This window comes from Desertihabitans brevis (assembly GCF_003327535.1).
Taxonomy (GTDB): Bacteria; Actinomycetota; Actinomycetes; order Propionibacteriales; family Propionibacteriaceae; genus Desertihabitans; species Desertihabitans brevis.
Genome location: NZ_QOUI01000016.1, coordinates 35613 through 57855 on the forward strand (window position 1 = coordinate 35613; position 22243 = coordinate 57855).

The window sequence follows — 22243 nt, forward strand, 5'->3', positions numbered from 1 at the left end:
GCGCCTGCCCGCACGGCAAACCGGAAGGCTGGAGCGTCATGGATGCACTCGTCATCGTCATCGTCGTCCTCGTGGTGCTGCTGGTGGTCCTCGGGATCGCCGCCATCTCGATGTACAACGGCTTCGTCCGCAACCGGAACCTCATCCAGGAGTCCTGGCGCCAGATCGACGTCGAGCTGAACCGGCGCTACGAGCTGATCCCCAACCTGGTGGAGACCGTGCGCGCCTTCGCCGCCCATGAGCGCAACACGCTGGAGGACGTCACCCGGCTGCGCAACCAAGCCCAGTCGGTCGCCAGCCACGAGTCGGGGCTGCCCTCGGAGCAGCGCTCGCAGGTGGAGGAGCAGCTCTCGGGCGCGGTGCGCAACCTCATCGTCAGCGTGGAGGCCTACCCCGAGCTGCGCAGCAACGTGAACTTCCTCGAGCTGCAGAAGCAGCTGGCCGAGACCGAGGACCGGATCGCGGCCGGGCGACGCTTCTACAACGCCAACGTCCGCGCCTACAACACCAAGATCGACTCGGTGCCGAGCAACATCATCGCCGGCATGTTCAACTTCGAGAAGGCCACCTACTTCGAGGTCAACGACCCGCAGGTCCGCCAGGCCCCCGACGTCAGCTTCGGCGAGATCGCCTACCGCGGCGAGCAGCAGCAGCGCCCGTCCGCTGCGCCCCCGGCCCCGCCGGTGCAGAACGACCCGCAGGCCCTGCCCAACCCGAACGCCCAGGCCCCCTACCAGCCGCCGCAGGCGCAGGGCGGTGCGCCGCAGCCGGCGCCGTGGCAGCAGCCCCAGCAGCCCCAGCAGCAGGACCCCCGCCAGCAGCCGCCCGGGCAGGGCTACCAGCCGCCTCGGTGAGCGACGAGCCCGCGCCCGCCGACGGTCCGGGCGTCGGCCCCCACCCGCACCCCTGGCCGGACGACCCCCGGCTCGACCCGGAGCTGCTGGCCGCCGGCGACTCCCGCAACGTGGTCGACCGGTACCGCTACTGGCGGCTCGAGGCCATCGTGGCCGACCTCGACACGCACCGCCGACCGCTGCAGGTGGCGATCCAGAACTTCGCCCACGACTTCAACATCGGCTCGGTGGTGCGCACCGCGAACGCCTTCAACGTCGCCGGTGTGCACGTCGTCGGACGCCGGCGCTGGAACCGGCGCGGGGCCATGGTCACCGACCGCTACCTGCACCTGCACCACCACGAGGACGCCGCCGGGCTGGCTGGTTGGGCCGCCGGTGCCGGCTACACGCTGGTCGGCGTGGACAACCTGCCCGGGGCGGTGCCGCTGGAGACGACCGAGCTCCCCGAGCGCTGCTGCCTGGTCTTCGGCTCGGAGGGGCCCGGGCTGAGCGAGGACCTGGTGGCGGCGTGCAGCGCGCTGGTCGCGATCAGCCAGGACGGGTCCACCCGGTCGCTGAACGCGGGGGCGGCGGCCGCGATCGCGATGTACCACTGGGCGCTGCGCTGGTGCTGAGCCCCGGTGCTCGTCGGGGCGGCGGAGGGCCGGAAGGCCTACAGTGGTATCAACTGGACTGATCGGAGCCCAGTGGACACGGAAGGCCGCAGATGACGGTGAACGACTTCACCTCGCTCCGCTCGCCGACGAAGCGGGCGCAGGTCCGCCACATCCTCAGCCAGCGCATCACCCACGAGCTCCGACCCGGGGACCCGATCCCGTCCGAGCGCACCCTGGTCAAGGACCTCGGCGTCAGCCGGGTGACGGTCCGCCAGGCCATCTCCGACCTGGTGGAGTCCGGACGCCTGGAGCGGGTGCACGGCAAGGGCACCTTCGTCTCCGGCCCCCAGGTCAACTCCCGGCTGCACCTCACCTCCTTCTCCCGCGAGATGCGGGCCCGCGGGCTGGTGCCCGAGACCCGGGTGATCGAGGGCCGGGAGGAGGACGCCACCCCCGAGGTGGCCTCCCAGCTGCAGATCCGCCCCCGCGACCCGGTGGTCCGGGTGGAGCGGCTGCGGCTGGCCGACGGCACCCCGATGGCCTACGAGATCGGCTACTACCCGACCGAGGTGTTCCCCGACCTGCTGGAGTCCGACCTCAACACCCTCTACGACGTCTTCGCCGCCCGCTACGACGTGGTCATCACCTCCGGTGAGCAGACCGTGCGGGCCGAGGCCGCCGACGCCCACCAGGCGCACATCCTCGAGACCACCAAGCGCGCCCCGCTGCTGGTCCAGGAGCGGCTCACGAAGGCCGGTGAGCGGCGGATCGAGTTCGCGACCTCGTGGTACCGCGCCGACCGGTACCGGATCCACATGGCGATCCGCCCGCTGGACACGCCGAGGTCCAACTGAGCCGGGGTCACCCGCCCTCCACCTGGCTGTTCCGCACTGTTCTGCCGCGGACGGGAAGAACGGGCGCCGCCGCGGGGTTGGGCCGGACATGACCAACACTCCGAGCAAGATCGTCTACACCGCCCGCGCCTCCGTCACCGGTGGCCGCACCGGACGGGCCCGCGCCGAGAGCGGCCGGCTCGACCTGCAGCTCGACCGTCCCCAGGAGCAGGGCGGCAAGGGTGAGGGCACCAACCCCGAGGAGCTCTTCGCCCTCGGCTACGGCGCCTGCTTCCAGGGCGCGCTCGGTGCGGTGGCCGGCAAGCAGGGCATCGACACCTCCGGCTCCGAGCTGGACATCGCCGTCGGCTTCGGCCCCGAGAGCAACTCCTTCGGGCTGGCCGTCGACATCACCGTGACCATCCCCGGTGTCGACGACGAGACCGCCCAGCAGCTCGTCGAGGCGGCCCACCAGTTCTGCCCGTACTCCAAGGCCACCCGCGGCAACATCCCGGTCACCGTGACCGGCAAGGCCGCCTGAGCCGCAGCCCGGGACGTCCCGCACCGCCGGCCGCCGTCGCCGCCCTCGTGGCGGGACGGCGGCCGTCGTCGTCTGGTCACAGCCCCGGTGGTGCTCGGGTGGCGTGGGAGGATGGGCGCCATGCAGCAGGCGCCGGACTACCTGATCGCGGAGTACACGCCGGTGGTCGCCGACGAGACCGTGGCCGTCCGGAAGCGCCGGATGATCTCCGGCATCGTCTCGCTGGTGCTCAGCCTGGTGATCTCGGCGGTCTTCGTCGTCTGGCGCTGGGACGCCTTCCGCACCAGCTGGGAGCCCTGGGTGTTCGTCGGGCTGGCCACGGTGCTCAGCGCGGTCCGGCTGGTGGTCTGGCTGGTCGGCTGGCGCCGGGCGGTCGCCGACCGGGCCAAGGTCGGCGTCGGGCCGGCGCTGGTGATCGGGCGCTTCGGCGTCGAGCTGCACGGGGTGCGGCTGTCCTGGCCCGAGGTGGCGCAGCTGGCGATCGGCCCCGGCGGCCTGGGCCGCGGCCCCGACATCACCGTGCGCAGCCACTCCGGCCCGCCGCTGACGATCGGGCTGGAGCACGTCGACGTGAAGCCGGCGACCGTCGAGGCGGCCACCCGGATCTACTCCGACGGCCGCGCCAGCGTCGACCTGTCCCGCCTCGACGACTGAGGTCGCTGAGCCCAGTCGCCGACCGGTATGACGCCAGTACCACAACTGGTCCGAACCAGTCCGAGACCGGCGGGAGAGACCCGTCCCGGTTTGCAAGACTGGGCAGCGCACCGTCTGTCGAAACCGAAGAGAGGCACCCATGCCCATCGCTACTCCCGAGGTCTACGCCGAGATGCTCGACCGGGCGAAGCAGAACCACTTCGCCTACCCCGCGATCAACGTCAGCTCCTCGCAGACCCTGAACGCCGCCCTGCAGGGCTTCGCCGAGGCGGGCTCGGACGGCATCGTCCAGGTCTCCACCGGCGGCGGGGAGTACCTGTCCGGGCCGACCATCAAGGACAAGGTCACCGGCGCCGTCGCGCTGGCCGCCTACGCCCACGAGGTCGCCAAGAACTACCCGGTCAACATCGCGCTGCACACCGACCACTGCCCGAAGGACAAGCTGGACTCCTTCGTCCGCCCGCTGCTCTCGATCTCGGAGGAGCGTGTGGCCCGTGGTGAGAACCCGCTGTTCCAGTCGCACATGTGGGACGGCTCGGCGGTGCCGGTCGAGGAGAACCTGCAGATCGCCGCAGAGCTGCTCGAGCGCACCAGCAAGGCCAAGATCATCCTCGAGATCGAGGTCGGCGTGGTGGGCGGTGAGGAGGACGGCGTCGCCCACGAGATCAACGAGAAGCTCTACACCACCGTCGAGGACGGCCTGGCCACCGTGGAGGCCCTCGGCACCGGTGAGCGCGGCCGCTACATCACCGCGCTGACCTTCGGCAACGTGCACGGCGTCTACAAGCCCGGCGCGGTCAAGCTGCGTCCGGAGGTGCTCAAGGAGATCCAGCAGGCGGTCGGGGAGAAGGTCGGCAAGAAGGACCCGTTCGACCTCGTCTTCCACGGCGGCTCCGGCTCCACCGCGCAGGAGATCTCCGACGCCGTCGACTACGGCGTGGTCAAGATGAACATCGACACCGACACCCAGTACGCCTTCTCGCGTCCGGTGATCGACTTCATGCTGCGCAACTACGACGGTCTGCTGAAGATCGACGGCGAGGTCGGCAACAAGAAGCAGTACGACCCCCGCGCCTGGGGCAAGGTCGCCGAGGCCGGCATGGCCGCCCGCGTGGTCCAGGCCTGCGAGGCCCTGCGCTCGGCCGGTCAGACCCTGAAGGCCTGACGCGTCCGACGCGCCCACCGTCGTCGTCCCCGGCGCCATTCAGCCGAGCCGGTCGGCGTGGCGCAGCGCGTACACCAGCGCCCAGTCCTGGTCGTTGGCCAGCGGGTCGGCCCGGTGCGCCGGTGCGCCGTTGACACAGCTGGGGTAGACGAAGGCGCAGGTGGCCGAGCCGTCCTCGCCGAAGCCGGTGAGGTTGGCCCGCAGCACCTCGGTGCCGGCCCGGCGCAGTGCGGCGGTCTCCTCCTCGGGCAGCAGCCCGTCCGGCCAGTCCAGCATCACCCCGGCGCTGAGGATCGACCAGTAGTGGGGGAACACGTCGCCCCACAGCCGGTCCCCGCCGAACCAGTAGCCGTCCCAGTGCCGGATCGGCACCGAGCGCAGCCGGACGTCGGGCTGGTCGCCGGCGAAGGCGCGCAGCCAGCGCAGCCGCTCCCGCAGCGCCTCGTCGGGCACCCGGTCCGGGGCGATCCGGCGCACGGAGAGCAGCAGGTCGAGCAGCGGGGCGACCATCGACTGCTCGTAGTTGACCTCGTGCCCGGGCAGCTCTGCGCCCAGCTCGAGGAAGGTGGCGGCCTGGGCGACCAGGTGCGCGTCCAGCTCGTCGGCCTCGGCGTCCCGGCCGTGGCGGCGCAGCGCCGCGCCGACGTCGCGCACCACCGGCCCCAGCTCGAAGGCCAGGAACCGTCCGCCGCCGGAGCGGTAGTAGGTGCTCATCACCGCCGCGGCGAGGTCGAGCTCGCCGGCGTCCAGCAGGAAGCGGGCGAACCAGGGGAAGTTGTAGAGCCGCGGCCGGCGGCGTCCGTCGGTGTCGTCGCGGACCGTGCCGTCGGGGGTGACGACGTGCTCGGTGACGAAGCGCAGGTAGCCGGCCAGCGCCTCGTCCAGCACCGCCGCCTCGCCCCAGCCGCGGCGGCGCAGCTCCTGCAGCAGCAGCGCACTGCCCACCCGCTCGCGGGTGTCGGACCAGTCCGACCAGGCCAGGTCGAGCACGGTCAGCTGCGAGCGGTGGTCGTAGGGCACGAACGCCCACCGCCGGCTGTCCCCGCGCTCCAGCGGGCGCTGCCGCTCGACCAGGAAGGACGCCCGGCGCTCGGCCAGCTGCCGCAGCGGCGGATGGGCGTGCAGCACCACCCGGGTCCGCCGGCCGTCGCGGGTGGCGTCGACGTGCACCAGACCGGGACGATCGGCGACCACCGGGGACGGCGGCGTGGCGGTCCAGCCGTCGGCGACCCGCAGCTCCATCGGCGTCCCGACCTCGGCGCTGAGCACGGGGGCCTCCAGGGCGGGGGAGCGGTCGGCGGCGAAGGCCTCGGCGTCGGCGTACCAGCGGCAGCGCCAGGTCAGCCGCAGCGTCTGCCCGGGCCCGACCTCCGGCTCGGGCTGGCCGCCCAGGGTGTGCGGGGAGCGGGCGTGGTCGGTGAGATGCAGGTAGAGATGGCCGCGGAGGTTGCTGGAGGTGTGCGCGTCGCGGGACTGCACCGAGTAGGCCCACAGCTCTCCCTCGGTGAGCACCAGCCCGAGCCCGGCGTCGGCGCCGTTCATGGGCACCGCCCACACCCAGGCGTCCGCCCCGCCGGTCCAGAGGTGGGCGTGCACCGCCCGGGTGAGGCTGTCGGCGGCCGAGCCGTAGAGGTCGCGCCACGGCGTGCTCACCGCGAACGATCCGATCCGGACCGGCTGGCCGCCGGGGTTGTGCAGCTCGTGGGTCTCGGTCCAGCTGTCGTCGACGGTGCGGGTGAGGGTGAGCACCAGCGGTCCCAGCCGGTGCCGCACCCGGACGCCGTCGGCGCGCCAGTCGACCTCGGCGGGGGCGTCGAAGCGGTGCCCGAGGCCGTCCAGCACCGCGAACCCCTTGCCCCAGCGGTGCGCGGGCCCGTGCACCATCCCCTCGACGCCGTCGGCGTCCTCGACCAGCAGCACGCTGTGCCCGGTCGACGGGTGGCGTACCGCCCGCACCGAGCCGTCCTCGGCCATCTCCACGGCACCGGCGCCGAAGGGGAACGTGCGCGTCGTCTGCTCCACGTCCGGCATCATCGCAGCCGCCCGGTGCCCCGGCTGCGGCTCCCGCGACGGCTGGCAGGATGGGTCCCGTGAGCGAGATCCACCGCAACCTGCTGGCCGACGCCGCCCCCGAGACCCGGCTTCCCGTCGACCCCGCCGTCGCCGAGCTCGCCGAGCGTGGCAAGGACGCCTTCGAGGAGGTCATCCGCGCCCACCCGGAGTCCTCGCTGTGCTGGGCACTGCTGGCCGAGGGCGCCCTCAACGCCCGGACCCCCGGAGCCGACGTCGCCGCCTACGCCTACGCCCGCACCGGCTACCACCGCGGGCTGGACGCCCTGCGCCGGGCCGGCTGGAAGGGCTCGGGCCCGATCCCGTGGGAGCACGAGCCGAACCGCGGCTTCCTCCGCGCGCTGTGGGCGCTGACCGTGGCCGCGCAGCGGATCGGCGACACGGCGGAGTTCGAGCGCTGCGCCCAGTTCCTGCGCGACAGCTCCGAGACCGCCTACGCCGAGCTGAGCAGCTCACGCCCGCTGGAGGCCTGAACGCGGACGCCCCGGTGCCGCCCATCCTGATCGGCTAGGGTTGGGAGGTAAGAGCCCGCGACGCGCAGTCGAGGGCTTCGTCTGTGCAACGGGGCCGGTCGTGCTCCGGTGAGAGGGGCGACAGATGCCTGGCATCGTCGTGATGGGCGCCCAGTGGGGCGACGAGGGCAAGGGCAAGGCCACCGACCAGCTCGGGGACCGCATCGACTACTGCGTCCGCTACTCCGGGGGCAACAACGCGGGCCACACCATCGTCGTCGGCGGCGAGAAGTACGTGCTGCACCTGCTGCCCTCGGGCATCCTCAACGCCAATGCCGTGCCGGTGCTCGGCAACGGCGTGGTGATCGACCTCGACGTGCTCTACGCCGAGCTGGAGGCCCTGCAGGTCCGCGGCGCGGACGTCCAGCACCCGCAGATCTCGGCGTCGGCGCACATCATCACCAGCTACCACCGCACCCTGGACAAGCTCACCGAGCGCTTCCTCGGCAAGGCGAAGATCGGCACCACCGGCCGCGGTGTCGGCCCGGCCTACTCCGACAAGGTCAACCGGATCGGCATCCGGGTGCAGGACCTGTTCGACGAGTCGATCCTGGCCAAGAAGGTCGAGGCCGCGCTGGACCAGAAGAACCAGCTGCTGGTCAAGGTCTACAACCGCCGCGCCGTCGACCCGGTGCAGGTCACCGAGCACCTGCTCTCCTACGCCGACCGGCTGCGCCCGCACGTGATCGACACCTCCCGCGTGCTCAACGACGCGCTGGACGAGGGCAAGGTGGTGCTCTTCGAGGGTGCCCAGGCCCACCACCTCGACGTCGACCACGGAACCTACCCCTACGTCACCTCCTCCTCCCCGAGCGCGGCCGGCGCCTGCGTCGGCTCCGGGGTGGGCCCGACCCGGATCGACCGGGTGGTCGGTGTGGTCAAGGCCTTCACCACGCGGGTCGGGGAGGGCCCGATGCCGACCGAGCTGCACGACGAGGACGGCGAGCGGCTGCGCACCATCGGCGGGGAGTTCGGCGCCACCACCGGACGTCCGCGCCGCTGCGGCTGGTTCGACGCGCTGGTGGTCGAGGCCGCCGCGCGCACCAACGCGATGACCGACGTCTTCCTCACCAAGCTCGACATCCTCGGCGGCTGGGAGAAGATCCCGGTCTGCGTGGCCTACGACGTCGACGGCGTCCGCCACGACCGGCTGCCCTACTCCCAGAGCGACTTCCACCACGCCACCCCGGTGTACGAGCTGCTCGAGGGCTGGACCGAGGACATCTCCGGCTGCCGCACCTTCGAGGAGCTGCCCGAGGCCACCCGGCGCTACGTGCTGCGGCTGGAGGAGCTGATCGGCACCCGCATCTCCGGCATCGGCGTCGGCCCGGGCCGTGAGCAGTCGATCATGCGCCACGACCTGCTCTGACGGGCCTCCGGGCCGTCCGGCTGGCACGTGCCGCTGCGACTACGCAGCGAGATGTGCCAGGTCCGGCAGGAGCCGGCAGCGTGGGCAGGGGGTGGGCAGACCCGGCCAGCCGCCGGCGACGAGCAGCTCGGCGACCTGGGCGGCGGCCAGGCACGGGTCACCGTGCACGTCGAGCCATCCGAACCGCAGGGTGGGACGTCTGGACTGCGCCGCCCGGTTGTCGCGTCTCATGTCACGGTGCCGACCGGCGCCCTCGTGGGACCGGCCGTCGAGCTCGACGAGCAGGCCGTACCGCTCGTAGTCCACGTCGCGGCGCAGCCCCGGCTGCGGGCGATTGCGCCGGCCACGGGGGAGCCCGTGGGCGCGCTCGACCAGGTGCAGGTAGGCCCGTTCCAGGGGTGACTCCACCCCCTCCTCGGCCTCGGCGAGGACGTCGGCGACCAGCCGCCGTCGGGCCAGCAGGCGTCGGCCCGCCGCGGCCTCCCGCAGCCGCGTCGCCGTGCTGCGCCGGGTCTGCACGGTGGTGAGCAGCAGGGCGACCAGCGGCCCTTCGTCGAGCTCGGCGGCCAGGTCGAGCACCGTGTCCTCCACCGTCAGGCACGGTGGCCCTCCCACGCTGCGGGGCGAGTGCACATCGGAGGTCTCGCGCCGGAACCGCCACGGGTCGCCGTCCCGGAGCTTGCGGGGGACCCAGATGTCCACCACCGCGGGCGGGTGGTCGGTGAGCCCGTGCAGGTGGGCTGCCGCCGACCCGCCGACCCGGCTGTCATCGCCGCCGACGAGCACGCCGGCCCAGGCGAGCCCGCGCCAGCCCGGTCGACCCGGGGCGGTGTGGTAGATCCCGCGGCCCACCGTGGACCAGCGTCCCTCCCGCACCAGGCGGGCGATCGAGTTGCGCCCCAGGCCGTGGCCGTGGGCCTGCTCGAGCGAGACCACACCCTCCTGCAGCTCGGCCAGGGCCAGCAGGCCCGACGACGGATCCACGCGGTGGTACATGCCCCGCAGGTGGGCCTGCCGCGTTCCCACGGTCGCGGTCGGGCGCCGCCTGTGCACAGCCCCTCCCCTGTGGACACCGACGCGGCGGATCCAGCCCTGGTGCTGGACCATCTCGCTGCGACCACGCAGCGGCACGTTCCAGCAGATCGGCCGATACGCTCGACGGCCGTGACGGACGCAGCGGGGAACGAGCAGCAGGTTGGTCGGGTGCTGGTGATCGGCACCGGCGGGCGCGAGCACGCGCTGGCCTGGGCGCTCAGCCGCGATCCCGGCGTCTCCGAGGTGCACATCGCCCCCGGGAACCCGGGCACCGCAGCGGTCGGCACCAACCACGAGGTGGAGGCCACCGACCCCGCCGCGGTGGCGGCGCTGGCCGAGCGGCTGGCCGCCGACCTGGTCGTGGTCGGGCCGGAGGCGCCGCTGGTGGCCGGGGTGGCCGACGCCGTCCGCGAGCGGGGGATCGCCTGCTTCGGACCGGGCCGCGAAGCCGCCCGCCTGGAGGGGTCGAAGGCCTTCGCCAAGGAGGTGATGGCCGCCGCCGGCGTCCCGACCGCCGCCGCCCGGGTCTGCCGGACCGAGGACGAGGTGGTCGCCGCCCTGGACGAGCTCGGCGCGCCCTACGTGGTCAAGGACGACGGGCTGGCCGCCGGCAAGGGCGTGGTCGTCACCGAGGACCGGGAGGCCGCCCTCGCCCACGCCCGCGGGTGCGAGCAGGTGCTGGTCGAGGAGTACCTGGACGGCCCCGAGGTGAGCCTCTTCGCGGTCACCGACGGGACGACGGTGCTGCCCTTCGAGCCGGCCCAGGACTTCAAGCGGGTGGGCGACGGCGACACCGGCCCCAACACCGGCGGCATGGGCGCCTACACCCCGCTGCCCTGGGCGCCGCCCGGACTGGTCGAGCAGGTGGTGCACACCGTCGTCCAGCCGACCGTGGACGAGCTGGCCCGCCGCGGCACCCCGTTCGTCGGGCTGGTCTACGCCGGGCTCGCGCTCACCTCCCGCGGCATCCGGGTGGTGGAGTTCAACGCCCGCTTCGGCGACCCCGAGACCCAGCCGCTGCTGAGCCGGCTGCGCACCCCGCTCGGCAGCGTGCTCAAGGCCGCCGCGACCGGACGGCTCGCCGGCGTCCCCGCCCTGGAGTGGGGCAGCGGTGCCGCGGTCGCGGTGGTGCTGGCCGCCGAGAACTACCCCGGCACGCCGCGCCGGGGCGACGTCATCACCGGCGCCGACGTCGAGGGCGTCTTCCACGCCGGCACCGCCCTGGACGCCGACGGTCGGCTGGTCGCGGCCGGCGGACGGGTGCTGGCCGTGGTCGGCACCGGCGACGACCTCGCCGCCGCCCGCGAGCAGGCCTACACCCGGCTCGGCGGCATCACCCTCGACGGCGGCTTCTACCGCACCGACATCGCCGCCCGCGCCGCCGAGGGCTGACCCCGTCTGGCACCCGGCACACACCTTCGTGCCCCCGCACCCATGCTGCAGGAGGTGTGCGGTGCCACGAAGGTGTGTGAGGGGGGCGGCCGCGGGGACGAACCGGACCGGCCGAGCGCCCTACGATGGCGACAGCCCCGCCGCGTCCCAGGAGGTCCCTCCGTGTCCATCCCGAACGTCCTCGCCACCCGCTACGCCTCGCCACGGATGCGCGAGATCTGGTCGCCGGAGAACAAGATCGTCGCCGAGCGCCGGCTCTGGGTGGCCGTGCTGGCCGCCCAGCGCGACCTCGGTGTCGACTTCGGCGGTGACGGCCCGGACGCCGTGATCGCCGACTACGAGCGGGTGCTGGAGACGGTCGACCTGGCCTCGATCGCGGACCGCGAGCGGGTCACCAAGCACGACGTCAAGGCGCGGATCGAGGAGTTCAACGCCCTCGCCGGCCGCGAGCACGTGCACAAGGGGATGACCAGCCGCGACCTCACCGAGAACGTCGAGCTGCTGCAGCTGCGTCAGGCGCTGGAGCTGGTGGCCGACCGCTGCGTCACCGGCATCACCGCGCTGGCCGGCCTGGCCGCCTCCTACGCCGACACCGCCATCGCGGGACGCTCGCACAACGTGGCCGCCCAGATCACCACCCTCGGCAAGCGGTTCGCCACCGCCGCCGACGAGCTGCTGGTGGCCCACGAGCGCGTCCGTGAGCTGCTGCGGCGGCTGCCGCTGCGGGGGATCAAGGGTCCGGTCGGCACCAGCCAGGACATGCTCGACCTGCTCAACGGGGACGAGGACCGGCTGGCCGAGCTGGAGCGTCGGATCGCCACCCACCTCGGCTTCGAGCGGGTGCTCACCAGCACCGGCCAGGTCTACCCGCGCTCGATCGACTACGACGCGGTGACCGCGCTCGCCCAGGTGGTCGCCGCCCCCTCCAACGTGGCCACCAGCATCCGGCTGATGGCCGGCCACGAGCTGGTCACCGAGGGGTTCCGGCCCGGTCAGGTGGGCTCGTCGGCGATGCCGCACAAGATGAACACCCGCTCCTGCGAGCGGGTCAACGGGCTCTCGGTGGTGGTCCGCGGCTACGTGTCGATGGTCGGCGAGCTGGCCGGGGACCAGTGGAACGAGGGCGACGTGTCCTGCTCGGTGGTGCGCCGGGTCGCGCTCCCGGACGCCTGCTACGCCACCGACGGGCTGTTCGAGACCTTCCTCACCGTGCTCGGCGACTTCGGGGCCTTCCCGGCGGTGATCGAGGCCGAGCTCAACCGCTACCTGCCCTTCCTCACCACCACCAAGGTGCTGATGGCGGCCGTGCGCGCCGGGGTCGGCCGGGAGGTGGCGCACGAGGCGATCAAGGAGCACGCGGTCGCGGTCGCGCTGGAGATGCGGGAGCAGGGTCTGGCCGGGAACGACCTGTTCGCCCGCCTCGGCGCCGACCCGCGGCTGCCGCTGGACGAGCAGCAGCTGCGGGCCCTGGTCGCCGACCCGATGGAGCTCACCGGTGCCGCGATCTCCCAGGTGCGCACGGTGGTGGACGCCGCCGAGCAGCTCGCCGAGGAGCACCCCGAGGCCGCCACCTACCGCCCGGGCGACGTCCTCTGACCCAGCGGCCCCGGGTCGGCAGACCTACGGGACCCCCGCGTGCTGGGTCCGGGGACGCCCCTGAGCCGACCCCGCACCACCGTCCGCACCCTGGTTGCGGCCGCCGGGATCGGGCACAGTCGGAGGCGTGGGGCACCGTGCCGCACTGTGAAGGAGGAACCCTGATGGCCACCACGACCCTGGCCCGCTCGACCAGCAACGCCTGGATCGGCGGTGTCTGCGCCGGCCTCGCCCGTCGCTTCGGCCTGTCGGCCAACCTCGTCCGGCTGATCTTCGTGCTCAGCTGCCTGATCCCGGGCCCGCAGTTCATCATCTACATCGCGCTCTGGATCCTGCTCCCCAAGGACCGCTGAGCCGCGGACGGGCCGGTCAGCGCACCTGACGCCGACCGGCCCGCGGGCCGCGCGCCCGCCACCCAGTAGGACCCCCGCTCAGCCGATCCCCACGATGTCGGCCGTGCTGTGCAGCCGCCGCCATGGCACCCCCGGCCGGAGCCCGGCCGCCGGCGCGACGTCCGCGGCCGGCAGCGGCCCGAGGTCGAGCCCGGTCAGCGCCGCCAGGTCCCCGACCGGCACCTGGAAGGTGCGGTACGGGCCCAGCAGCGGCTCTCCGGCCCGGCCCAGCTCGACGTCTTCCAGCTGGCGGGACTGGTCGAGCAGGTAGCCGACCGACAGCAGCGCGCCCGCCTCGACCCAGGCCGCCACCTTGTAGAACCGGCGGGGGATGCGGATGCCGCGGTAGCCGGGGTCGTCCTCGGCGAAGACGCACCCGGTGAGCACGCTGACCCGCACGTCGGCGGCGTCCGTCGTGGTGAGCAGGTGGTCCTCCAGCCCCAGCCAGAGCTCCTTGGACTGGTTGAAACCGGCCGCCTGCGGTGCGGCGTTGGTGTAGCAGAACGTGTCGGCGTTGGCCCGCTCGGCCGCCTCCCCCCACACCGGGTCGCGCCGGCGGACGAGGTGGCCGCGGTCGAGGTCGTTGCGGGCGTAGACCTCCGGCCCGGTCTGCTGCTCCTCGGGCAGCCGGGGGTCGAGGAACCAGTCGTCACCGCCCCGCGCGACGTCGACCAGGGCCGCGCCGTCGATGTTGACCGCCGTCCAGGCCGCCAGCCGCCGGGCCGGGTCGAGCCCCACCGAGAAGTGGGTGTAGTCGAGCCGGACCGGCCGCGCGCCGGAGCCGGGCGCGGGGACGGTCACGGCCAGGAACTCGGGGTCGTAGCCCGCGGGGTCGGTCATGGCAGGCACCCTGCCGCGAGGGTCTGACATCGTGGTGAACTCCCGCCGACGCCTCGATCAGGCGGCGGTCGCGTCCAGACCGAGCCGGCGCGACCAGTCGTCGGCAACCAGCTCCAGGTGCTCCTGCGGGTGCGCGATGGCGTTGACGTAGTGGCCGAAGAGCTCGAAGGAGACGGTGCCGACGAGGTGGGTCCAGGCGTCGAGCACCAGCACCACGTCCACCGGGTCGACCTGGGCAGGGGCGGTGATCCCCAACGCGGGCAGCCCCGCGGTCACCTGCTCGGCGTCGGCCCGGGTGCCCGGCGGGAGCGGCGGCGCCCCCTCCGGCCGCGGACGTCCGCGCTCGCGGGCGTCGAAGACCACCCGGGCGAGCCGTCCCACCACCAACGTCGCGGGGGCGACGGTCTCGGTGGGCGCGGCGTAGCCGGGCACGGGGGAGCCGTAGAGCAGGGCCCACTCGTGGGGGTGCCGGACGCCCCAGTCGCGGGTCGCCGTCCACACCGAGCGCCACCGGGCTGGCAGGTCGTCGCGCGGCAGGGCGTCCTCGGCTCCGGCCACCGCGCCGCCGAGGCGGCGGTAGCCGTCGGTGATCAGCTCGGTGAGGATGTGGTCGCGCCCGCTGAAGTAGCGGTAGACCGCCGACGGGACGAGGTCGAGCTCACGGGCGACCGCGCGCAGCGACAGCTGGCCCGGCCCGACCTCGCCGAGCAGCCGGCGCGCGACCTCGACGATCGCGGCCGTGCGGGCGTCCCGGTGCTGCTGCCGGGGGGTGCTGCGTCCGTCGCTCACGGCCCGAGCCTAGCCGGTCCGAGAACACCGTTCTTGACTTCCGGGCAGACGCGGAGAACACTGTTCTCGTAAGCGAGAACACCGTTCACTCACCGCCCCGAGGCGGCCGAGAGGAAGAGCACCCATGAGCACCGTCCTGATCGCCGGAGCCGGCCCGATCGGCTCCACCCTGTCCCGCCGGATGGCCGCCGACGGCCACGACGTCGTCCTGGTCTCCCGGTCCGGCCGCGGCCCCGCCCACCCCGGTGTGCGCCGGGTCGCCCTGGACGCCGGCGCACCTGACATGCTCGAGCTGGCGCAGGGCTGCGACGTCCTCGTCAACGCCATCAACCTGCCGTACCACCGCTGGGCGATCGACTGGCCGCCGCTGCACCGCAACCTCATGCTGGCCGCCGAGCGCAGCGGCGCACCGCTGGCGCTGATCGGCAACTTCTACACCTACCCGGCCGACGTGGTGATGTCGCCCGACGTCGCGATGGACCCGCCCACCCGCAAGGGTGCGGTCCGGGCACGGATGTGGGAGGAGCTGCTCGCCGCCCAGGCGGCCGGACGGCTGCGGACGATGGAGCTGCGCGCGAGCGACTACATCGGGCCCGCGGCGCTGGAGACCGAGAACGCCCACGGCGGACGTCGGCTGGTCGAGCCGGTGCTGGCCGGCCGCCGGGCCTGGGTGGTCGGCAACCCGGACGCCCCCCACATGTGGACGTCCGTGGACGACATCGCCCGCACCGCCGCCACCCTCGTCCTCGACGACCGCGCCTGGGGACGGGCCTGGCACGTGCCGAACGCCGAGCCGCGCTCGATCCGCCAGCTGGCCGCCGACGTCGCCCGCGCGGGTGGGGCGCCCGAGCCTCGGGTCTCGGGCTACCCGCGCTGGATGCTCTCCATGATGGGGCTGGCTGACGCCCGGCTGCGGGAGGTGCTCGAGATGCGCTACCAGTTCGACCGGCCCTTCCTGTCCGACGACAGCGAGACGACCGCGGTGTTCGGCCTGACCGCCACGCCGTGGCAGCAGACCATCGAGGAGACCGTCGCCGCCGCCCGCCGCGATGCAGCCAAGGCGCTCGCTTGACCCCTGTGATCCGCCCGCGAAGAGGCCGCGATGCGGCGGTCCGGAACGCGTCCTCCGCTGCGACAGGTCCGGTGATGGTGTGGCGTCGGGGACGAGTGACGCCGCTCGGGTCTCGCCCCGGCCATGGAGGGGGTGTGCGGGATGTGGTCGACCAGGGGGGCTACGCAGGGGGCTATAAGGGGGGCTAAGGGGGGCTAAGAATGACCCCGAAAGGGGCCAAATCGCGAGTTGGCCCTATCCGGGGCAGGTCCGGAGGCAATACCTATGCAGTGGACGTCTCTCAATTCCTGCCGTCGGCGGCTTCCCCGGGAATGAGGACGTGCGTTGGGTCCATCGGCCCGGTCGGCTCGACCGGGGGGTGGCACGTTCTGCAACCGAGGAGCTTGGGTGACACAGCAGCTGCAGGCCGCACGCGGGAGTACCGCGTCCGGTCGGCCAGGAGGGCGGTCGAGGTTGACCGCGCTGTTCCTGGCGGTCGTGATCGCACTGGTCAGCATGGGAACGGTCGGTGTGGGCGTCGCCCACGCGGCGACCGTCTACGAGATCGAGGCGGACTGGGAAGCCAACACCCCAGGCACCGTCGCCAAGGGTGACGTGGTGACCGGGATCTGGCGGGTCAACGTCAACGACGACGCCGAGGCCCCGGCCAACGACCCGGTCGACGACGTCACGTTCACCGTCACGCTCGAGAACGGCCTGTTCCGTGGTCTGCCGGATCTGTGCCTCACCGCAGATGGCCTGGACCCGATTTCCAGCGTCTCCGAGGACGGCCGCACCCTCGTGTGCAACCTCGGCACGGTCGAGCAGGGCACCGCAGTCGTCGTCCAGACACCCGTCGTCGCCGACGGCACCACCGGAAGCCAGATCACTGCCTCCGGTGAGATCGAGGGCCAGACCGACGAGCTCGACCCCATCGACATCGTCAACACCTTCGGCATGGACATGCTGTGGGGGACGCCCACCGGTTCGATCATCCGCAAGGCCAACGGTGCCTTGGGGTTCGACTTCGAGTGGACGCTGTTCCAGGACGTGGGCAGTGACGCCGGACCGGACACGGTCACCTACGACATCGACGTCTCGCTGGAGAACGGCATGGAGCTGTTCCTCAGCAGCCAGTCGAACACAGCGCCGCTCGACGCTCCGTGCGTGCCCTTCCGCAACGGCAACCCGGCTACCGGTCACCCGTACTCCGGCTGGGGTCCGGCGGAGCGAAACGCCCCCTTCGTGGAGAGCTGCACGCTGACCAAGACGGGCCCGAACTCGTTCCGGATGGTCCTCACCGGGATCGACTACTCCCAGACCCAGGTCCCGACGGAGGACTCGGCCGGCAACCCCATGCCGACCGACACCGTCGCGGTCGCCACTGGCGCGATCTGGCTCGAGGTGCGGGGCCTCACGGCGGCCACCACCGCCACCCTGGAGGCCAGCGCCCCCACCTACGAGGCGGTGACGGGACAGACCGACCCCGATGAGACCGCCAACAACACCTCCAACAAGGTGGTGACCTTCCCGGGCACCTTCTCCCACTCGTGGACCCGCCCCTTCGGTGGCACCGCGTGGGATCTGACCCTGAAGCTGGCGCCTGGGTCGACGATCGCCCACAACACCTCCGACACCATCGCGAGCACCGGCGTCGCACCGAGCACGGTGGTGGGTGACTGCGCAGTACTCGACACCGCCTTCGTCGACTACGACGCCGTACGCCTGTACGCCTACACCGCCGGCGACCCGGTCGGCGAGCCGGAGACGAGCCTCGGTGGGACGCTGGCCTGGTACGTCGGCAACGACCCCACCGTCACCCCCGGCAGCGGGGGCTACAACCCCGACGCCTTCAGGGGTTGTGGCGGGACCGCCGGCTGGGTCACCACCGAGCCGGCTGATAAGACCACCGTCAAGGCGGTCCGCTGGGTCGGCACCGCGGCTGACCTGGGCAACCAGTTCTTCCTCATGCAGGTCGGGACCACCGTCGAGGCGGACGCTCCCATCGGTCAGGACATCTGGACCTGGGGTGGCATGATCCGTAACGGTGTGTGGGCCTACCCGGCCCGCGGCGTGCTCCCGCCGAACGAGACGCGCTCCGACACTCCCGGCGAGCGGTACAACGGCACGGGCTATGCGCGAGACATCCTGGAGGTCATCTACGCCCTCCCGGCGATCCAGAAGGCGAGCGACCGCCAGGTGGTGCGTCCGGGTGTGCCGGCGACGTTCACGTTGCGGTACTCCGCCAACGGATCGGGGTCCATGCCGCCCACCGTGGACGACTACGGCATCGTGGACACGCTGCCGGTGGGGATGACCTACGTGCCCGGGTCGGCCACGCCGGAGCCGACGGTGACCACCAACGGGGGTCGCCAGGTGCTGACCTGGAACCTGGATGGGGTGCCCACCAACGCTGTGCAGACGCTGACCTACCAGGCGGTGGCGGGAGAGTCCGTGACCCCGGGTCAGACGCTGACCAACACGGCCACCTCGTCCCTGCGCGGCGAGACCTCCCTTGAGGCGACAGCGCAGGTGACCACCTCCACCAGCGGTTACACCCAGATCGGGAAGTCGACCGAGCAGTGGTTCATCAACAACCCCGACGGCGAGGGCAACGGTGAGGGCTCCTGGACGGTGACGCTGCGTTCGGTGGACCCGCTGCCGCAGGCGTTCACCGACACCATCGACATCCTCCCCTACAACGGTGACGGGCGTGGGACCGACTTCGAGGGCGCCTACTCGGTGACCGATGTCGTCGTCCCGGCGGGTGCGACGGTGTACTACACCACCGCCGACGTGTCCGAGCTGTCCGACGACCCGGCCGATGACTCCAATGGCCAGGCGGGGGACATCGCGGGCAACAGCGTGGGCTGGTCAACCACTCCGGTGGCGAACCCGACCGCGATCCGCGTGATCGGCGGGGAGCTGGGTCCAGGCGAGACCTTCGCCTTCGACATCGACATCGCCACCGAGGGTGCTGCTCCGGGTGACGTGTGGGTGAACCGGGCGCAGTCGCGGGCCGAGCACACCGAGCTGGTGATGCGCACGTCGGAGCCGCTGACCATGGGCACGATGTACTCGGCGTCGCTGAAGAAGTACGTGCAGGACAGCGACGGTGAGTGGCACGACGCGCAGGACGCCTCGGACTACCCGGTGTTCCGCATCGGTGACGAGGTGACCTACCGGATCGGTGTCACCAACACCGGTCAGGGCACGCTGCGCAACGTGCAGGTCGAGGACGACCGGTTCGACGGGGGCTCGTTCCTGATCGAGGAGCTCGCCCCCGGCGAGGTCGAGTACCACGAGTACACGACGACGATCGACGGTTCGTTCGAGACCTCGTTCGTCAACAACGCCTGCGCGACCGCGGACCAGCCTGAGGACGCGGAGGAGGCCGTCCAGGTCAACTGCGACCCGGCCGGTATCGAGGTGGTGAACTACTCGGTGGTGAAGACTTCCGACCCGTCGGGTGCCGACGTGCAGCCGGGTGACACGGTGACCTACACGGTGACCGTGACCCAGGAGGGCTCCTACCCGGCCGTGGCCGAGTGGGGTGACGACCTGAGCGACGTCCTGGACGACGCGACGATCGACGAGGACTCGATCGTGGCCTCCACCGGCACCGCGGTGCTGGACGGGAACGCGCTGACCTGGTCCGGCACCGTCGGTGTCGGCGAGGTGGCCACCGTGACCTACGAGGCCGTGGTGAAGTCGTACGAGGAGATCACCGAGGGCGGCAACTGGGTCCTGGACAACGTGGTCTTCTCCGATGGCTGCGCCGCCGAGGGCGACTGCAACCCGCCGGAGAACCCGGTCGGCACCTACACCCAGGCCAAGACCTCCGACCCCGCTCCGGGTTCGTCGGTGGGTCCGGGTGACGTGGTCACCTACAGCGTGACCGTGGCGCAGGTCGGCGAGGCCGGCGTGCCGGGTGCGTTCATCACCGACGACCTGTCGGGGGTGATGAACGACGCCACCTACAACGGTGACGCGGCCGCGACCTCTGGTGCGGTGGTGGTCGAGGGCGAGGGCCTGCGTTGGGACGGCGACCTGGCCGTCGGCGACGTGGTGACCATCACCTACTCGGTGACGGTGACCGGCGAGGGTGACATGCAGCTGGACAACGTCCTGGGCGACAACGCGACCTGCGTGCCGGCCCCGGACGAGAACCCGGACTGCCGTACGACCCACCCGATCGGGGAGTACATCTACTCCAAGATCGCCGACCCGGAGACGGGTTCCACCGTGGCCCCGGGCGATGTGATCACCTACACCGTGACGGTGACCCAGCAGGGCCCGGGCGACGTGCCGGGTGCGCGGCTGACCGACGACCTGTCCGACGTGCTCGACGACGCCAGCTACAACGGTGACGTGGAGGCCTCGGTCGGCGAGGTCACCGTGGACGGGGACACCCTGTCCTGGACCGGTGACCTCGAGGTCGGCGCGGTGGAGACGATCACCTACTCGGTCACGGTGACCGACACCGGTGATGACGACGTCACCAACGCCGTCACCAGCGACGACCCGCGTGGGTCGTGCGACGAGACCGTCGGGTGTGAGGAGGAGCACTTCAAGGGCCGCTTCCTCTACTCCAAGGTCTCCGACCCGGTCTCGGGTTCGACCGTCGAGGTCGGTGACGTGATCACGTACACCGTGACGGTGACCCAGCAGGGTCAGGCCGCGGTCGACGGTGCCACGCTGGTCGACGACCTGTCCGATGTGCTCGACGACGCCAGCTACAACGGCGACGCCGAGGCCTCGGTCGGTGAGGTCACCGTGGACGGCGACACGCTGTCGTGGACCGGTGACCTGGCCGAGGGTGCGGTCGAGACCATCACCTACTCGGTGACCGTGACCGACACCGGGGATGACGACGTCACCAACGTCGTCACCAGCGAGGACCCGCGTGGGTCGTGCGACGAGGCGGTCGGATGCGATGAGGAGCACTTCAAGGGCCGCTTCATCTACTCCAAGGCTTCCGACCCGGTCTCCGGGACGACCGTCCAGACCGGTGACGTCATCACCTACACCGTGACGGTGACCCAGCAGGGTCAGGCGGCGGTGCCGGGTGCGACGCTGGTCGACGACCTGTCCGACGTGCTCGACGACGCCAGCTACAACGGCGACGTGGAGGCCTCGGTCGGCGAGGCGGTCGTGGACGGGGACACCCTGTCCTGGACCGGTGACCTCGAGGTCGGCGCGGTGGAGACGATCACCTACTCGGTGACCGTGGTCGACGAGGGCGATGACGACGTCACCAACGTCGTCACCAGCGACGACCCCCGCGGTTCGTGTGACGAGACCATCGGATGTGAGGAGACGCACCCCAAGAGCGGCTTCACCTTCTCCAAGGTCTCCGACCCGGTCTCGGGTTCGACCGTCGAGGTCGGTGACGTGATCACCTACACCGTGACGGTGACCCAGCAGGGTCAGGCCGCGGTCGACGGTGCCACGCTGGTCGATGACCTGTCCGATGTGCTCGACGACGCCAGCTACAACGGCGACGCCGAGGCCTCGGTCGGTGAGGTCACCGTGGACGGCGACACGCTGTCGTGGACCGGTGACCTGGCCGAGGGTGCGGTCGAGACCATCACCTACTCGGTGACGGTGACCGACGAGGGCGATGACGACGTCACCAACGTCGTCACCAGCGACGACCCCCGCGGGGTCTGCGACGAGGCCGTCGGGTGTGAGGAGCAGCACTTCAAGGGCGGCTTCTCCTACGCCAAGGTCTCCGACCCGGAGTCGGGTTCGACCGTGGAGGTCGGTGACGTGGTGACCTACACCGTCACGGTGACCCAGCGCGGTCAGGCCGCGGTGGACGGCGCCTCGGTGGTCGACGACCTGTCCGACGTCCTCGACGACGCCAGCTACAACGGCGACGCGGAGGCCTCGGTCGGTGAGGTCACCGTGGACGGCGAGACGCTGTCGTGGGCCGGTGACCTCGACGAGGGTGCGGTCGTCACGATCACCTACTCGGTGACCGTGACCGAGGAGGGTGACGACCTGCTGGCCAACGTGGTCACCAGTGAGGACCCGCGCGGCACCTGCGAGGTCGAGATCGGCTGCGAGACCGAGCACCCGAAGGGCACCGGCGACCTCGGTTCCGGTGACCTCGGTCAGGACGAGCCGGGCACCGGCGGGCAGCTGCCCGCCACCGGTGCCCCCGACGTCCTGGCTCCGCTGGTCGGTGGTCTGCTCCTGCTCCTCACCGGCGCGCTGGTGGTCTGGCGCCGCCGGAGCGTGACGGACCGGATCGGAGGCTGAGAGCACGCACCTGCGGGTGAGGCGTCAGCGGTCTCCGACCGCCGGCCCTCACCCGCAGGTGATCGGCCAGGACCCCCGGCCCCCGAACGGGGGTCCTGGCAGCAGTACGAGACGTTCCCCCGAGGCACACCGCGACCCAACCGGTGCCGCCTCGGGGGAACTTTCGTGTCCACCCGTCCAGCGGTTCGAGGTGATCACGCGTCGCCGGACGCGGCGGATTCAAGGGGTGTGCGCAACAGTGAGTAGTTCGTTGAGTTTCTCAGCCGGGGTGGCGTAGTCCAAGACCT

17 protein-coding genes are annotated in these 22243 nt (G+C 72.0%); 13 read left to right on the forward strand and 4 right to left on the reverse strand.

Annotation, left to right across the window (positions count from 1 at the left end):
• The first annotated feature begins 38 nt into the window (after nucleotides 1-38).
• From DT076_RS18675 to fbaA, 6 genes are all read left to right on the forward strand, one after another.
• Entirely contained in the window at nucleotides 39-854 is an 816-nt protein-coding gene (locus DT076_RS18675) for a LemA family protein (RefSeq protein ID WP_114128213.1), read from the forward strand.
• On the forward strand, nucleotides 851-1468 hold the full coding sequence (locus DT076_RS18680) for a TrmH family RNA methyltransferase (RefSeq protein WP_114128214.1): 618 nt from the start codon (nucleotides 851-853) through the stop codon (nucleotides 1466-1468). Before DT076_RS18675 ends, DT076_RS18680 begins: the two co-directional genes overlap by 4 nt.
• Nucleotides 1469-1560: 92 nt before the next feature.
• Entirely contained in the window at nucleotides 1561-2304 is a 744-nt protein-coding gene (locus DT076_RS18685; protein ID WP_114128215.1) for a GntR family transcriptional regulator, read from the forward strand.
• A gap of 88 nt (nucleotides 2305-2392) precedes the next feature.
• Nucleotides 2393-2824, forward strand: a complete 432-nt coding sequence (locus tag DT076_RS18690) for an organic hydroperoxide resistance protein (protein WP_114128216.1) — start codon at nucleotides 2393-2395, stop codon at nucleotides 2822-2824.
• 120 nt (nucleotides 2825-2944) lie between these two features.
• A complete protein-coding gene (locus DT076_RS18695) occupies nucleotides 2945-3478 on the forward strand; it encodes a hypothetical protein (RefSeq protein ID WP_114128217.1) in 534 nt (177 codons plus the stop codon).
• A gap of 139 nt (nucleotides 3479-3617) precedes the next feature.
• The gene (gene fbaA, locus DT076_RS18700) at nucleotides 3618-4643 is read left to right on the forward strand and encodes a class II fructose-bisphosphate aldolase (protein WP_114128218.1); all 1026 of its coding nucleotides are present in this window, start codon (nucleotides 3618-3620) and stop codon (nucleotides 4641-4643) included.
• A 39-nt stretch (nucleotides 4644-4682) separates the two neighbouring features.
• On the opposite strand, the gene DT076_RS18705 is transcribed toward fbaA, so the two are convergent.
• Nucleotides 4683-6665 carry a hypothetical protein gene (locus tag DT076_RS18705; protein ID WP_233494075.1) on the reverse strand — a complete coding sequence of 661 codons (1983 nt, stop codon included), beginning with the start codon at nucleotides 6663-6665 and terminating at the stop codon, nucleotides 4683-4685.
• Between the two features lie 59 nt (nucleotides 6666-6724).
• Here DT076_RS18705 and DT076_RS18710 point away from each other — a divergent pair, with 59 nt between their 5' ends.
• Nucleotides 6725-7186 carry a DUF3151 domain-containing protein gene (locus DT076_RS18710; RefSeq protein ID WP_114128219.1) on the forward strand — a complete coding sequence of 154 codons (462 nt, stop codon included), beginning with the start codon at nucleotides 6725-6727 and terminating at the stop codon, nucleotides 7184-7186.
• Nucleotides 7187-7310: 124 nt separating this feature from the next.
• The gene (locus DT076_RS18715) at nucleotides 7311-8594 is read left to right on the forward strand and encodes an adenylosuccinate synthase (RefSeq protein WP_114128220.1); all 1284 of its coding nucleotides are present in this window, start codon (nucleotides 7311-7313) and stop codon (nucleotides 8592-8594) included.
• Between the two features lie 39 nt (nucleotides 8595-8633).
• Here the strand turns inward: DT076_RS18715 and DT076_RS18720 are convergent, their stop codons facing one another.
• On the reverse strand, nucleotides 8634-9590 hold the full coding sequence (locus DT076_RS18720; RefSeq protein WP_158548206.1) for a type IV toxin-antitoxin system AbiEi family antitoxin domain-containing protein: 957 nt from the start codon (nucleotides 9588-9590) through the stop codon (nucleotides 8634-8636).
• Nucleotides 9591-9758: 168 nt separating this feature from the next.
• Between DT076_RS18720 and purD the strand changes: the two genes are divergently transcribed.
• The 3 genes from purD to DT076_RS18735 all read left to right on the forward strand — a co-directional run bounded on the left by purD (nucleotide 9759) and on the right by DT076_RS18735 (nucleotide 12970).
• Nucleotides 9759-11021 (forward strand): phosphoribosylamine--glycine ligase, encoded by a 1263-nt coding sequence (gene purD, locus DT076_RS18725; protein ID WP_114128222.1) that lies wholly within the window; start codon nucleotides 9759-9761, stop codon nucleotides 11019-11021.
• A gap of 162 nt (nucleotides 11022-11183) precedes the next feature.
• Complete coding sequence (purB, locus tag DT076_RS18730) at nucleotides 11184-12617, forward strand: adenylosuccinate lyase (protein ID WP_199539297.1); 1434 nt, start codon at nucleotides 11184-11186, stop codon at nucleotides 12615-12617.
• A gap of 164 nt (nucleotides 12618-12781) precedes the next feature.
• Nucleotides 12782-12970 (forward strand): PspC domain-containing protein, encoded by a 189-nt coding sequence (locus tag DT076_RS18735; protein WP_114128224.1) that lies wholly within the window; start codon nucleotides 12782-12784, stop codon nucleotides 12968-12970.
• A 78-nt stretch (nucleotides 12971-13048) separates the two neighbouring features.
• Here the strand turns inward: DT076_RS18735 and DT076_RS18740 are convergent, their stop codons facing one another.
• Nucleotides 13049-13849: a DNA/RNA non-specific endonuclease gene (locus DT076_RS18740; RefSeq protein WP_114128225.1), complete on the reverse strand. Its 801-nt coding sequence runs from the start codon at nucleotides 13847-13849 to the stop codon at nucleotides 13049-13051.
• A 57-nt stretch (nucleotides 13850-13906) separates the two neighbouring features.
• On the reverse strand, nucleotides 13907-14638 hold the full coding sequence (locus DT076_RS18745; RefSeq protein ID WP_114128226.1) for a TetR/AcrR family transcriptional regulator: 732 nt from the start codon (nucleotides 14636-14638) through the stop codon (nucleotides 13907-13909).
• Nucleotides 14639-14762: 124 nt separating this feature from the next.
• Here DT076_RS18745 and DT076_RS18750 point away from each other — a divergent pair, with 124 nt between their 5' ends.
• Together DT076_RS18750 and DT076_RS18755 are read left to right on the forward strand one after the other, a co-directional pair.
• The gene (locus DT076_RS18750; RefSeq protein WP_114128227.1) at nucleotides 14763-15710 is read left to right on the forward strand and encodes an NAD-dependent epimerase/dehydratase family protein; all 948 of its coding nucleotides are present in this window, start codon (nucleotides 14763-14765) and stop codon (nucleotides 15708-15710) included.
• A gap of 453 nt (nucleotides 15711-16163) precedes the next feature.
• Complete coding sequence (locus DT076_RS18755; RefSeq protein ID WP_114128228.1) at nucleotides 16164-21956, forward strand: DUF7927 domain-containing protein; 5793 nt, start codon at nucleotides 16164-16166, stop codon at nucleotides 21954-21956.
• The last annotated feature ends 287 nt before the right edge of the window (nucleotides 21957-22243 follow it).